Annotated in this window: 12 protein-coding genes; 10 read left to right on the plus strand and 2 right to left on the minus strand. The window is 31.6% G+C overall.

Annotation, left to right across the window (positions count from 1 at the left end; all coding sequences use genetic code 11):
• Positions 1-143 precede the first annotated feature (143 nt).
• The 7 genes from folD (at position 144) to rihC (ending at position 7,864) form a co-directional block, all read left to right on the plus strand.
• Positions 144-1,001 carry a bifunctional methylenetetrahydrofolate dehydrogenase/methenyltetrahydrofolate cyclohydrolase FolD gene (gene folD / locus KA867_RS10625; protein WP_019468145.1) on the plus strand — a complete coding sequence of 286 codons (858 nt, stop codon included), beginning with the start codon at positions 144-146 and terminating at the stop codon, positions 999-1,001.
• 758 nt (positions 1,002-1,759) lie between these two features.
• On the plus strand, positions 1,760-2,077 hold the full coding sequence (locus KA867_RS10630) for an immunoglobulin-like domain-containing protein (RefSeq protein WP_210137989.1): 318 nt from the start codon (positions 1,760-1,762) through the stop codon (positions 2,075-2,077).
• 266 nt (positions 2,078-2,343) lie between these two features.
• Positions 2,344-3,465, plus strand: a complete 1,122-nt coding sequence (gene qoxA, locus KA867_RS10635; protein ID WP_210137990.1) for a cytochrome aa3 quinol oxidase subunit II — start codon at positions 2,344-2,346, stop codon at positions 3,463-3,465.
• A complete protein-coding gene (gene qoxB, locus KA867_RS10640) occupies positions 3,465-5,453 on the plus strand; it encodes a cytochrome aa3 quinol oxidase subunit I (protein WP_210137991.1) in 1,989 nt (662 codons plus the stop codon). Before qoxA ends, qoxB begins: the two co-directional genes overlap by 1 nt.
• Positions 5,443-6,048: a cytochrome aa3 quinol oxidase subunit III gene (qoxC, locus tag KA867_RS10645; RefSeq protein ID WP_107385238.1), complete on the plus strand. Its 606-nt coding sequence runs from the start codon at positions 5,443-5,445 to the stop codon at positions 6,046-6,048. The genes qoxB and qoxC overlap by 11 nt, the downstream gene beginning before the upstream one ends.
• Entirely contained in the window at positions 6,045-6,335 is a 291-nt protein-coding gene (gene qoxD, locus KA867_RS10650) for a cytochrome aa3 quinol oxidase subunit IV (RefSeq protein ID WP_107385237.1), read from the plus strand. The genes qoxC and qoxD overlap by 4 nt, the downstream gene beginning before the upstream one ends.
• Before the next feature lie 620 nt (positions 6,336-6,955).
• The gene (gene rihC, locus KA867_RS10655) at positions 6,956-7,864 is read left to right on the plus strand and encodes a ribonucleoside hydrolase RihC (protein ID WP_210137992.1); all 909 of its coding nucleotides are present in this window, start codon (positions 6,956-6,958) and stop codon (positions 7,862-7,864) included.
• Between the two features lie 608 nt (positions 7,865-8,472).
• Here rihC and KA867_RS10660 read toward each other — a convergent pair.
• Positions 8,473-9,651: a serine hydrolase domain-containing protein gene (locus KA867_RS10660; RefSeq protein WP_210137993.1), complete on the minus strand. Its 1,179-nt coding sequence runs from the start codon at positions 9,649-9,651 to the stop codon at positions 8,473-8,475.
• Positions 9,652-9,669: 18 nt separating this feature from the next.
• Positions 9,670-11,328, minus strand: a complete 1,659-nt coding sequence (locus KA867_RS10665; protein WP_210137994.1) for a phospho-sugar mutase — start codon at positions 11,326-11,328, stop codon at positions 9,670-9,672.
• 462 nt (positions 11,329-11,790) lie between these two features.
• Between KA867_RS10665 and KA867_RS10670 the strand changes: the two genes are divergently transcribed.
• The 3 genes from KA867_RS10670 to KA867_RS10680 all read left to right on the plus strand — a co-directional run bounded on the left by KA867_RS10670 (position 11,791) and on the right by KA867_RS10680 (position 14,068).
• Complete coding sequence (locus KA867_RS10670) at positions 11,791-13,074, plus strand: LCP family protein (RefSeq protein ID WP_210137995.1); 1,284 nt, start codon at positions 11,791-11,793, stop codon at positions 13,072-13,074.
• A gap of 22 nt (positions 13,075-13,096) precedes the next feature.
• The gene (locus tag KA867_RS10675) at positions 13,097-13,567 is read left to right on the plus strand and encodes a DUF2538 family protein (protein ID WP_019468155.1); all 471 of its coding nucleotides are present in this window, start codon (positions 13,097-13,099) and stop codon (positions 13,565-13,567) included.
• A 78-nt stretch (positions 13,568-13,645) separates the two neighbouring features.
• Positions 13,646-14,068, plus strand: coding sequence for a GNAT family N-acetyltransferase (locus KA867_RS10680; RefSeq protein ID WP_210137996.1), 423 nt, complete (start codon positions 13,646-13,648; stop codon positions 14,066-14,068).
• Positions 14,069-14,271 lie beyond the last annotated feature (203 nt).

Consider the following 14,271-nt stretch of genomic DNA (forward strand, 5'->3'; position numbering starts at 1 on the left):
CATAACAACTAAAAATCGCTTTTTCAATCAAAAATCGAACTTTAACACAAAAAAAACGTTAAATTTTCGTCTTTTGATTGAAAAACATGGTAGTAATTATGTTAAAGTTAAGTAAAGTTCATACATTGGAGGAGGATTTTTTCATGGTCGCAAAAATTTTAGACGGTAAACAAATCGCAAAGGATTATAGACAAGGTCTAAAAGATCAAGTCGAGGCTTTACAAACTAAGGGTTACACACCAAAATTATCAGTAATATTAGTAGGTAATGATGGAGCAAGTAAAAGTTATGTGAATTCAAAAAAGAAAGCTGCAGAAAAAATCGGTATGATTTCTGAAATCGTACATTTAGATGAAAGTGCTAGTGAAGATAAAGTATTAAGTGAACTTCAACGCTTAAATGAAGATGATAGTGTGAGTGGTATATTAGTTCAAGTTCCGCTACCAGATCAAGTAAGTGAACAAAAAGTTTTAGAATCGATTAATCCTGCTAAAGATGTTGATGGATTTCATCCTGAAAATATAGGTAAATTATATATTGACCAACAAACATTTGTACCTTGTACACCACTTGGTATCATGGAGTTACTAAATCATGCTGACATTGATTTAGAAGGTAAAGATGCTGTTGTCATAGGTAGAAGTCATATTGTAGGTCAACCAGTTTCAAAACTATTATTACAAAAAAACGCGTCAGTTACGATTTTGCATTCAAGAACTAAAGATATGCATCAACATTTAAAAAATGCTGACATTATCGTTAGTGCTGTCGGACGTCCTGGTCTTGTTACTAAAGATGATGTTAAAGAAGGCGCAGTTGTCATTGACGTAGGTAATACACCTGACGAAAACGGCAAATTAAAAGGTGATATTGCCTATGATGAAGTTAAAGAAATTGCTGGAGCTATTACACCTGTGCCTGGTGGCGTAGGTCCAATGACGATCACAATGGTATTAAACAATACTCTTATGGCAGAAAAAATGCGTAGAGGCATTGAATAACATGATTGTTTCAAGAAACATATTTCAAAAAATGAACAAAGTTGAGACATCTTATCTTTAACTACTAAGTAAATAAACGTCAATTTCTAGAAAGTTACAATAGAAGTTGACGTTTATTTTTTATGAAATGGTGCAACACATTTATTCATTAACTTTCCTATATAACTTGTATCTTAAAAATTATTTTTAATCTCACTTATTTCATTCAAATCATTTGGTTTAATTGTAAAAGATGCCTATTATTTCACTGTATGAAAATAAGGCCTATTATAAAAATTGTGTGAGAACCTCATTAATTCGTCCCAGATGCATTCATATTGTCAGTAGATAACTGAACTAAAAATTAAAGTACCACTTCTCAATTTATTGAGTTAGTAATACTTATACCTGACCTGCAGCTCAAGTAATCATTTTATATTTTTTGATTCTCGTCATCTTTACCGAGATGAGTCAACAATCTATTGTTAATAAAATTAGATTTCTCCCCCCACCATATCTGCTTTTAAATAATGTGCTAAAATAATCCATCCGTTTTAATACATACATTCATGCAGTTTTCTTCGATTATCACTCAATTTTGTTTAATTGCTATTATGCTTATCAAAAAATATTACAATTAACTGAATTTTTTCAAAAAATTATCACTCAATTTACACTATTACGTTATATTAAGACTATAGTACGATGTAATTTCATTCAAAATAAAATATAGTGTATTTAAGATAAAAATAAATGACGCTCATACGGAGGTTAACGTTATGAATAAATTAATACAGTCATTATCAGCTCTCGGTGTATCTGCAACACTTGTTTCACCTAACTTAAGTGCAGAAGCTACAGAAAATGCAGTACCTGAATTAAAAGGAACAAACGATATAATCATTGATAAAGGAAATAATTATAATTTATTAAATGGTGTCCGTGCTTATGACAAAGAAGATGGTGACTTGACGCACAAAATTTCAGTGAATGGAAATATAAATACAGAAAAAGAAGGAAAATACAAAGTTGAATATACAGTGGAAGATTCAGAAGGTGCAATGAATAAATCAGTAAGATATATTGAAGTAAAATAAAATAATTTATGAATACATATGTCACGATGAAATTCACACCAAATAATCAATATTTGGTGTGAATTTATCCTATCGTCTAAAATATGACACTTTTCACAAAATGTACACATAATTTTAACAAATCTTTGAAAGCCCGTCAGACGTTGAGTTTGTTGGGTTTCTTTTAATTTTACAATAATTTTTTTTACACAAACACTTGTAAATATTGCGTAATATCTTAAAATTGATGGTAAGCCCTACAATTGTAGTATTAGGAGGTCAAAAAAGTGTCAAAATTTAAGTCTTTGCTTCTACTCTTTGGCTCACTAATTATACTTAGTGGTTGTTCAAATGTAGAAGTTTTAAACCCAAAAGGGCCGGTAGCAAGTGACTCGAAGTTCTTGATTATGTATTCAATCATCTTCATGCTTGTTATTATTGCCGCCGTACTTATCATGTTCACTCTGTTTCTATATAAATATAGATTACACAAAACAGAAGAAGCAGGTAAGATGCATCACAGTGCTTTAATGGAAACAATTTGGTTTATCATTCCGGTGATTATCGTTATCGCTTTAGCTATTCCTACTGTAAAATCACTTTACATGTATGAAGCTAAACCAGAAAAACAAGACGATCCACTTGTTGTTTATGCAACAAGCGCTGGTTATAAGTGGTTCTTCAGTTATCCTGATGAAAAAATTGAAACTGTTAATCACTTAACAATACCTAAAGATCGCCCTGTTGTCTTTAAACTCCAATCAATGGATATGATGACAAGTTTCTGGATTCCACAATTAGGTGGCCAAAAATATGCGATGACTGGTATGACAATGGATTGGACATTAACTGCTAGTGAAGAAGGTACGTTCCGAGGACGTAACTCAAACTTCAATGGTGAAGGATTCGCTCGCCAAACATTTGATGTTAATTCAGTAAGCCAAAATAAATTTGAGGATTGGGTAAAAGATGCTCAAAGTCAAAAGAAATTAGATCAAGATACTTTTGATAAACAACTTTTACCAACTACTGAAAATAAAAACTTAACTTTCAGTGGTACGCACATGGCGTTTGTTGATCCAGCAGCTGATCCTGAGTATATTTTCCATGCTTATGATCGTTTCAATTACGTACAGAAAGATCCTAACTTTAATACACCTGAGGAAATTAAAGCGGATGTATTAGATAAACCTAATAAACCTGCACGTAAACCACAAATCACAAACGCAAACTATGAACGTCATGGTATGAAAGCTATGATTTTAGGCAATAATGAACCATATAATAGTGAATTCAAAGATGAAGAATCACATAATATGGACGAAATGGAAAAAATCTCAGAAGGTGCTAAAGATGAAAAAGCATCTAAAGCTGAGAAAAAAGACCATGAACATGGAGGTGGACATTAATGAATTTCCCATGGGATCAATTACTCGTTCAAGGTAACTGGATGATTACAATGGCACAAATTGGTGCACCGTTTGCTATCATCGCAGTGATCGCAGTAATTACTTATTTTAAATTGTGGAAATATCTATACAGAGAATGGTTCACATCTATTGACCATAAAAAAATTGGTGCTATGTATTTAATCTGTGCTGTATTAATGTTCGTACGTGGTGGTATTGACGCCCTAATGATGCGTACACAATTAGCAATTCCAGATAATACATTCTTAGAAGGAAACCACTATAATGAAGTCTTTAGTACGCACGGCGTAATAATGATTATCTTTATGGCAATGCCTTTCATTTTTGGTTTATGGAATGTTATTGTACCTCTTCAAATTGGTGCAAGAGACGTTGCATTCCCTGTATTAAATAACGTAAGTTTCTGGTTATTTTTCTCTGGTATGTTGTTATTCAACTTATCATTTATAATCGGAGGCTCACCTGCAGCTGGCTGGACTAACTATGCACCGCTTGCAGGAGAATTCAGTCCAGGACCTGGGGTTAACTACTACCTAATCGCGATACAGATTTCTGGTATAGGTACCCTAATGACTGGTATTAACTTCTTTGTAACAATACTTAGATGTAAATCACCTACGATGAAATTTATGGAAATGCCAATGTTCACGGTTACTACTTTCATTACAGCATTAATCGTTATTTTGGCTTTCCCAGTATTGACAGTAGCTTTAGCACTGTTCACAACAGATAGAATCTTCGATACTGCATTCTTTACAGTCGCAAATGGCGGTATGCCAATGTTATGGGCTAACTTCTTCTGGGTATGGGGGCACCCCGAAGTTTATATCGTTATCCTACCGGCATTCGGTATTTATTCAGAAATCATTCCAACATTTGCACGTAAACGTCTGTTTGGTCACCAAAGTATGGTCTGGGCAACAGCAGGAATCGCATTCTTAAGTTTCTTAGTTTGGGTTCACCATTTCTTCACTATGGGTAATGGTGCATTAATTAACTCATTCTTCTCAATCACAACTATGCTGATTGGTATACCAACAGGTGTTAAAATCTTTAACTGGTTGTTTACGCTTTATCAAGGCCGTATCACTTTTGAATCACCAATGCTATTCGCATTAGGTTTCATACCTAACTTCTTAATTGGTGGTGTAACAGGTGTCATGCTTTCTATGGCAGCAGCCGACTATCAGTATCATAATACGTACTTCTTAGTTGCTCACTTCCACTACACATTAGTGGCTGGTGTTGTATTTGCTTGTCTAGGTGCTTTAATTTTCTGGTGGCCTAAGATGACTGGATTTAAATTAAACGAGACATTAAACAAATGGTGTTTCTGGTTATTCATAATCGGATTTAACGTTTGTTTCATACCACAATTCATTCTTGGTTTAGATGGTATGCCTCGTCGTTTATACACTTATATGCCAGAAGATGGATGGTGGATGTTAAACGCAATCTCTACTGTCGGAGCATTAATGATGGCATTAGGCTTTATGTTCTTAGTTGCTAGTATCGTATACAGCTTCTTCAAAGCACCACGTGAAGCTACTGGTGATAACTGGTATGGCTTAGGACGTACATTAGAGTGGTCAACTGCTTCAGCAATGCCACCTAAATACAACTTTGCTGTTACACCAGATTGGAATGACTATGATACATTTGTGAATATGAAAGAACACGGTAGACACTACTTAGATAATCACAATTATTCTGATATCCATATGCCAAATAATACACCAGTTGGTTTCTGGATAGGAATTTTCTTCACAATCGGAGGATTCTTCCTTGTCTTTGAAACAATACTCCCTGCAGTTATTTGCTTAATAGGTATCTTTGGTACTATGATTTACCGCAGTTTCCAAGTAGACCACGGTTATCATATTCCAGCTTCTGAAGTAGCAGAAACCGAAAAACGTTTACGTGAAGCACGTATAAAAGAAAGGGAGGCTGTAAGTCATGAGTCATGATGCAAACACTATTGATCAACGTTCGCATGAAGGTAATTTAAATAGACTTGGCTTTTGGATATTCCTTACAGCAGAAGTCTCATTATTCGGTACGCTATTCGCAACCCTATTAACGCTTCAACATGGTGGCGACTATGGCGGTAAAATGACAACTGAAATGTTCGAATTACCCCTAGTTTTAATAATGACATTTGCATTATTAATTAGTTCGTACACTTGTGGTATTTCTATTTACTATATGAGACAAGAAAAAGCAAAATTAATGACAATATGGATGGTTATCACTTTACTATTCGGACTTGTGTTCGTAGGCTTTGAAATTTATGAGTTTGCTCACTATGTTTCAGAAGGTGTTAACTTAACGATTGGTTCTTATTGGTCTAGTTTCTTTATTCTATTAGGAACGCACGGTGCCCACGTATCATTAGGTATCGTTTGGATTACATGTTTATTAATTCAAGTTGCAATGCGTGGATTAAATAAAGATAATGCTCCTAAGTTATTTATAGTAAGCTTATACTGGCACTTCTTAGATGTTGTTTGGATCTTCATCTTTACTGCCGTATATATGATAGGGATGGTGTTTAGCGGATGAATACAATTGTAAAACACACAGTCGGTTTTATTGGCTCAATCGTATTGACTATTTTAGCAGTATTCGTAACCTTATACACATCAATGGCACTTAATGCTAAGATTACAATCATCTTTGGCTTTGCCTTTATCCAAGCTGCAGTACAATTATTAATGTTCATGCACTTAACTGAAGGTAAAGATGGAAACTTACAAGGATTTAAAGTTATATTTGCGGTTATCATTACTCTAATTACAGTTATTGGTACGTATTGGGTAATGCAAGGTGGACACTCAAGCCACTTATAAACCTAAAAAAGACTTCTCTCTCAAGGAGTCTCAAACTGCCAACAAAGTCTCAGACTTTGTTGGCAGTTTTTTTGTGCACATTTTTCGCAGGCACTACCTTATCCTGAAGTCTTCGGCTAGTGCGCTTCCCACAAGAGTTGGCTCAAATCACTGTCAATATCACACTAAAAATGTTACTTATTCAGAGACTATTTCATCTCAAATCAATGGGACAAATAATCAAAGAAATTGTGAGAAGATTTGGCGATATAAAAGAATATCACGGTATGCGATGAACGAGATATATAGACCCCATGACAAAGTTTTTATGGATACCATACTAATTTGTGTTGTCATGAATCTTTACAAATTGGCAATGTGGTTAGTAAAATGGCTAGTAATGGTCTGAAATACCACTACTATTTTGAAAAAAATATAAAAATAGACAAATCCTTCGCAAATTAATGCAAAGGATTTGTCTACATTCTGAGACTTCTCGAAACAGAAGTCTTTTTTATAGTTTTATTTATCAACCTCCCCTATGACTTCAATCAATAATTTACTTTGTAACATTTATTTCCACAAAAGATGTAGAATATAATTGATAATGTTATTTTTGCAATAGGAGGATTAGATAAATTATGAAACAACCAATTATTATTGATACAGACCCTGGCATTGATGATGCAGCAGCAATAAGTTTTGCATTAAACCATCCAGAATTTGATTTGAAAATGATTTCTACAGTCAATGGTAACGTTGGCATCGAAAAAACGACTGCTAATGCTTTAAAACTCAAGCGTTTCTTTAATAGTAATATACCTGTACATAGAGGTGCCTCACAACCATTGTTATCAGATATTGTAGATGCAAGTGATGTACATGGTGAATCGGGAATGGAAGGATATACTTTCCCAGAAATTAATGAAAGTGATCTCAATTCTACACATGCCGTTGAGGCCATGAGAGATGTTTTACTTAAAAGTGAAGCGCCCATCACACTTATTCCCATTGGCCCATTGACGAATATTGCATTATTACTAATGACTTATCCTGAAGTAAAGACATTTATTAAAGAAATTGTATTAATGGGCGGTTCAGCATCTCGAGGTAATGTAACACCATTAGCTGAATTTAACATTTATTGTGATCCTGAGGCTGCTCAAATCGTGTTTAATGCTGGTCTACCCTTAACAATGATAGGATTAGACGTTGCTAGAAGTTCTAGTTTAACGCATGACACAATTAATGAGCTTAACTTTATCAACGATACAGGAAGGATGTTACATCAGTTATTCAAACATTATAGAGGAGACGATTTTGAAAAAGGCATTAATGTATATGATGCATACACGTTGCTTTACCTACTACATCCAGAACACTTTGATGTACAAGAAGCTGATGTGCAAATTGAAACAGATGGCAAATTAACCAAGGGTGCTTCAGTTGTTGATTTCAAATCTCAATTTCCTAATACAACCGTAGTAATGTCCGTACAAGCAAATATCTTTAAACAGATGTTTATTGATACTTTAAAATATTGTAAGTAAATTTTAAATACACAAAACGCTAGTAACATTAACATGCTTTCTCATAAAAAGAAGTAAGACAGAAATCTAATTTTATTAAAAAGATTTCGCCATAATATCATAACAATGATAACTAGAATTAGTAAAAATATAAAATGATTATCTGAGCTAAACCTCATGCTTAACTCCCACTAACTCAATAATTGAGAAATGGGAGTTTCTTTTTCAATTCAGTCATTCGCTAACAATATAATTGTATCTGAGATGAATCAATGGTGTCCTAGAATCCTTTTTAATCTTGACAGTTTTTTATTATGGATATAAGCTCGAATCTGGCGTTTTTGACACATATGATTATCCAGTTAGCACCTTACAAATCATAAAAATAAATATTTTGTAGATATACAAAGATACTTTCATCTATGTAAATTCATAGATAAACTAATTTAATGAGAAATCTTAAAAATAATCATTTAACATTATTCTTAGTTTCACTCTTAGAAGCATTAATTCTTTTAAGCACAAACCAATTTATAAAAAGTAAAAAACCGTCAATTTCTATAAAAACACGATAGAAATTGACGGTGATGTTTTAATCAGAGATATTTATACCCCTATCACTTAATTTTTCAATACAGCTGTTTTACTCTATTATAATGACCACCTTGATGTAATAACTTATAGTAAATATGTTTCATTTTATATTCGTTATTTATTTTGCTGTTGTCATAATTTGTTGCTAATACAATTACATAATTATCATTAAAATATACAGTGAATATATTACCAAAAAAGATACCATTAATTCTATTTTTATCAGCAAATGAATAAAACCCATATCGATATGGTTTAGGATATTGTGTAGTTAAACTTTCATGAATAAAAGGCATGGTAGTTGTTGCATCAAAAATTCTATTATTTTGCAAATTTAATACTATTTTTCCCATATCATAAGGAGACATATAAATATTACCTGCCCCATCATATTGATTTAAAATATTAGGTTTTTGACGGATACGTTTTCCAGTTAATTTATCATTTTTATAACCAACAGCCATATATTTTTTGAAATTCAAATTACTATATCGTGCTGTATATTCTAAATTATATGGTTTTATTAATCTATCATTTAAATTTTGCGTATAAGATTTATGTGTTACTTCTTCTATAACTTTTGACAATATTAAATAATTAGCATCGTTATATTGATATTTATTATAATCTAAAGGGTTGATGCCCTTCTGTTGTATCGCGTGTGTCGCATCATTTAAATCTTTAAATTTTGGATTAGCTTTATATTTATATAATCCACTTTGATGTAACATCAGTTGTTTAATAGATAGTGGATAATTTGAGTCAAACCATTTTAAATAATGCTTCACAGGTGTCATCATATGAATCTCACCATCAATTTCTAATTGTTTTAACATGATGCCTGTCATGAATTTTTGGGCTGAACCTATTAAAAACATCGTATTGGCATTATTTTCTTCATTCTTTTCAAAGTCTTTATAACCATAGCCTTTATTCAGTTTGAGTTTACCTCTTTCAAAAAGCGCAATGGTTCCATTAAAATGAGTTTGTTCTAAATACTCATCAATTTTATTAATTTGTGGATGTTTGTGATCAACAACTGTTTTTAACTTTTTTTGAGTTTTCGAAGATTGTTTTTCATTTTCCTTGGTCAAAACCTTTGAAGGACTAATATAATCTTTCATTTGCTTATAGTGTCTGTATCCAGTAAATCCTAAAATCAAAAATATGAAAATGATTAAAACAATAAATATTTTAAATTTGTTGACTTTCATGTTGTTGCCTCTTTGTTGTTATTTTATATGATTGATATATTCATCTTTAAATTGATTTGTTAAGACATCAATATCCTCTATATTTAAAGAGAAATACAATTTAATTTTAGGTTCAGTACCAGAAGGTCTCAATGCAATGAAACCTTCATCAAAAATAAAACGAATTAAATTTGTCTCAGGTAAAGATAAAGCTTCGTTACTACCCTCTGTTACATTTTTAATGGTACCTACTTGATAATCTTCAATTTGTTTTACTTCAAGACCACAAATCGTTGAAATATCTTCTTTTCTAAATTGGTCCATTATTTTAGTGATCTTTTCAATACCTTCTGCACCTTCAAAAGTTGGTGATAAAGTTTTATCTTGATATGCACCTATATGAGCATATATATCATCTATTGTATCTTTAAATGTCATCCCATTGTTCGCTAATAAATTTTTATATTTGATTAATAAAGGTACCATTTGGATTGCATCTTTATCTCTCGAAAATGGCTTTGCTAAATAGCCATGACTTTCTTCAAAAGCAATTAGTAATTGTTTACCTTGTTGTGTGCTTTCTTCTTCCAATAAATTTGAAATATATTTAAATCCTGTTAACACATTATTTACTTCAACATCTAATGCTAAAGCTAGTCTTTCCGCAAGTTCACTTGTGACTATAGATTTAATCATGTAAAGTTGCTTACCTTCTTCTACCAAATCTTGAAATCTTAATTTAGTAAGTAATATACCTATTTCATTTCCATTAAAATACCTATATGTTTCGTCATCATAACGTTCAATTAAACCTAGTCTATCAGCATCAGGATCAGTTGCTATAATTAATTGTGCATCAGTATCATTTGCCAACTTAATACCACGTTCGAACACAGCTTCATCTTCAGGATTAGCTATCGCAACAGTTGGAAAATTACCGTCTGGTGTGGATTGCTCTTTTTCAATAACAAAATTATCATAATCTAATTCCGATAATATCGTAGAAGCTAAAGGTAAACTTGTACCATGTAAACTCGTAAGTACTACTTTTGCATCTTTCTCAGGAATATCCCCGACTAAATCTTTCACTTCACTTTTATAAGCTTCAGTAACTTCATGTGACATATATGTGATTTTCTTATCATTTAGTAATGCATTAAAATTGCCTCCATCAATTTGTAATGGACGTTCAATAGCGTTAATATATTGACTTAAATCTTCCGATTCATCTGGCAATAATTGGCCACCATTTTGATCGTATATTTTAATACCGTTATAGTTTTTAGGATTATGACTGGCAGTGATCATCACACCTGCACTTGATTTTAAATACCTAACCGCAAATGATAATTCTGGTGTAGATTTATAATTTTCTGATAAGATCGTAATAATATTATTTTGAGCTAAAACAGATGCCATTTCTTCTGAAAATGCTTTAGATAATAATCTTGTATCAAAATGGATTACGACGGATGGATTATCATATTTTTCTTTCAAATATTGTGATAAGCCTAATGCTACTTTACGAATTGTAAATGCATTCAATCGACCCGGCCCTAAACCAAAAGTACTACGTATACCAGCAGTGCCAAACGTTAAATTCCCACTAAACCCTTCTTCTATTTCTTTGTCGGTTTGTGCTTCATAAAATGTTTTTACTAAACTTTCATCTAATTTATCCAACCATTCTGACTTCATGGTTATATCCTCCTTGAAACTCCAATATATTAAACAATTATTTACGAGGTATTATCTCATCGTAGAATTGATTTAATAAATACCAAAAATCGTTTTGAATTTGAAATCTCTGTTTTAAAATTTTACTTTAATAAAAATATTAATGTTATCAATGTTCAATAACATTTAACATATGTTAATTATATCGTATGTTCATAAATAAATCATTTTTAGATATGTTGATTTTCTTATAATTATTTATATTATTATCATTAAGAATAATTTAATGCTTATCTGTATGCTAATTTATAATTCAAACTTTAGTAGGATAAATTCTTAGTTGATATTTTTTTATGTTAGTTATAAAATTATAAGTTATAGTACAAATTTCTCTTTACAATATTTTAATGAAACAACCAAAAATTTAACACTAGATTAATATTGTAATATACACAAAATCACATACGATGGGGAGCTTCATACATGAATAAATTTTTAAAATACTTTTTAATATTTCTATCTTTAATTCTTGTAGTTGTTCCAGTTATATTTGCCATTTTATTACTTAAATCGTCACAAGGTGCATTTGAACATTCATTGAATACGAGCGATACATCAAGAGAATCAAGTATTCGTGAATCGAAAATAAACCCGTCTAAAGATCCAATTTCTATTTTATTTTTAGGTATCGATGATAATAGTGGTCGTCAAAAAAATGGTCAAAGTACTGAACAATCAAGAACTGATGCAATGATATTATCCACTTTTAATGCAGATAAAGAACAAATTCGAATGCTAAGTATTCCACGCGATACGATTAGTTACATTCCAGAGGTTGGGTATTATGATAAAATCACACATGCACATGCATACGATGGCCCTACAGCTTCTATGGATTCAGTAGAAGCTACATTGAATGTTCCCGTTGACTATTATGTAAGAATTAACATGGAAGCATTCGTAGATGCCGTTGATGAACTCGGTGGCATTGAATATGATGTTCCATATAATATTTCTGAACCAAATACAAATGATACTGGGAAAATAAAAGTGAAAAAAGGACATCAAAAGCTAAATGGAGATGAGGCTTTAGCAGTTGCTAGAACACGTCATCAAGATTCAGATTTAAAACGTGGCCAAAGACAAATGGATTTAATCAAAAAGCTATTTATTAAAGCTCAAAAGGCAGATTCTTTCAGTAAATTAGATGATGTAATTGAAATAGTAGGAAAGAATGCGAAACATAATTTAAGTTATAAAGAAGTAAAAGCACTAGCTACTTCTTACTTAAAAGATGATGTTGAAATTAAAAGTAAACAACTAGAAGGTCAAGATGATTATTTGAATGGTGTTTATTACTATAATCCTAATATTAAAAATATAAAAGATACTGCAAATCTTTTGCGCAGCGATTTAAATTTACCTAAAATTAAGGATACAGACGATTTCTTGAATAAACGTGTTATTGATTTTTATGGTACACTCGTACCACAAACTGAAATTGACAGTAGCTTATTACGTAAAAATCAACAAGATAGCTCTGAAAAAGATGAAGACAATTCAAATTCACAATCAGAACAAAATAATTCAAATTCGCAAGACCCAAATTCAACAAATGAAAATCAACAAGATAATAATCAAACAACACAGCAACCAAATGATTCATATCAACAACCTGATTCAAATCAACAAATAGATCCTAATCAACAGCAACAGGATCCAAACCAACAACAAAACACGCAAGAATTACAAACAAATTTATATTAAGCTGTAGAGAGGAGATCGCGACATGTCACGAAAAACATATGAAAAATTAGCAAATATAAACGGTATGTTTAACGTTTTAGAACAACAATTAATCCATAGTAAAGATATGGCACTTTTTAGAAATGAATTTTTCTATGTTAATCACGCACATCGTGAAAACTATGAAGCTTTACGAATCTACTACAAGGATAGTGAAACCAATCCTGTTGTAGATGGCGCATGTTATATCGTAGCCCTACCTGAAATTTTTGATAAAGTTGATGTTTTTGAATCAGAACTACCTTTTTCTTGGGTTTATGATCAAAATGGTATAACTGAAACAATGAAAGAACTCAGTGTACCGCTACAATATTTAATTGCAGCAGCGCTTGAAGTAACAGATGTTAATTTATTTAGACCATCAGGTTTTACCATGGGCATGAACAATTGGAATATTGCACAAATGAGAATTTTTTGGCAATATACTGCATTAGTACGTCAAGAAGCTCAATAACTCATTAAATAACTACCCTATTACATTATAATTGTGATAGGGTAGTTTTATTATATTTAAAAGAAGTGAGGTTTTATCATGTTTGAAGTAGTTACTACATCTAAAATGTTAGATGACGCATATGAAATTAGAAAAGCAGTTTTTGTTCGTGAACAAGGTGTGCCAGTTGAAAATGAAATAGACCAATTTGAATCATCCGCCACTCATGTTATTGGTTATGATGAACAGTGCTCCCCTTTTGCTACTGCAAGATTTAGACCCTATCAAAATGGAGCGAAAATTGAGCGTGTAGCAATTTTACCAACACACAGAAGGTCAGGTTATGGTAAAGCATTAATGCTTTTTATTGAAGAAGCAGCTAAAAATCGAGGATATCAAACGTTATCGCTTAATGCCCAATGCCATGCACAACGCTTTTATGAATCCTTAGGTTATAATGCTTCAGGTGATATTTTTTTAGAGGAAAATATTGAACATATTTTAATGAATAAAACAATTTAAGCTAAAGGATTTAATAAAGTTTTATTTAATGTACATCTTTACAATGTAACATTCTAAAAAGTGTAATATTTTAATATATTTAAAATTAGGCGTATTTCCGCCTTTTTTTAAATTATATCTCTTTTATAGTGTCTTAATAAGATTAATTTTATATTACAAATCTATGAATTCAATTCAATTAAACTATCTTCGTATTATAATGG

The organism is Staphylococcus sp. GDH8C109P (assembly GCF_017893405.1).
GTDB classification, from domain to species: Bacteria; Bacillota; Bacilli; order Staphylococcales; family Staphylococcaceae; genus Staphylococcus; species Staphylococcus cohnii.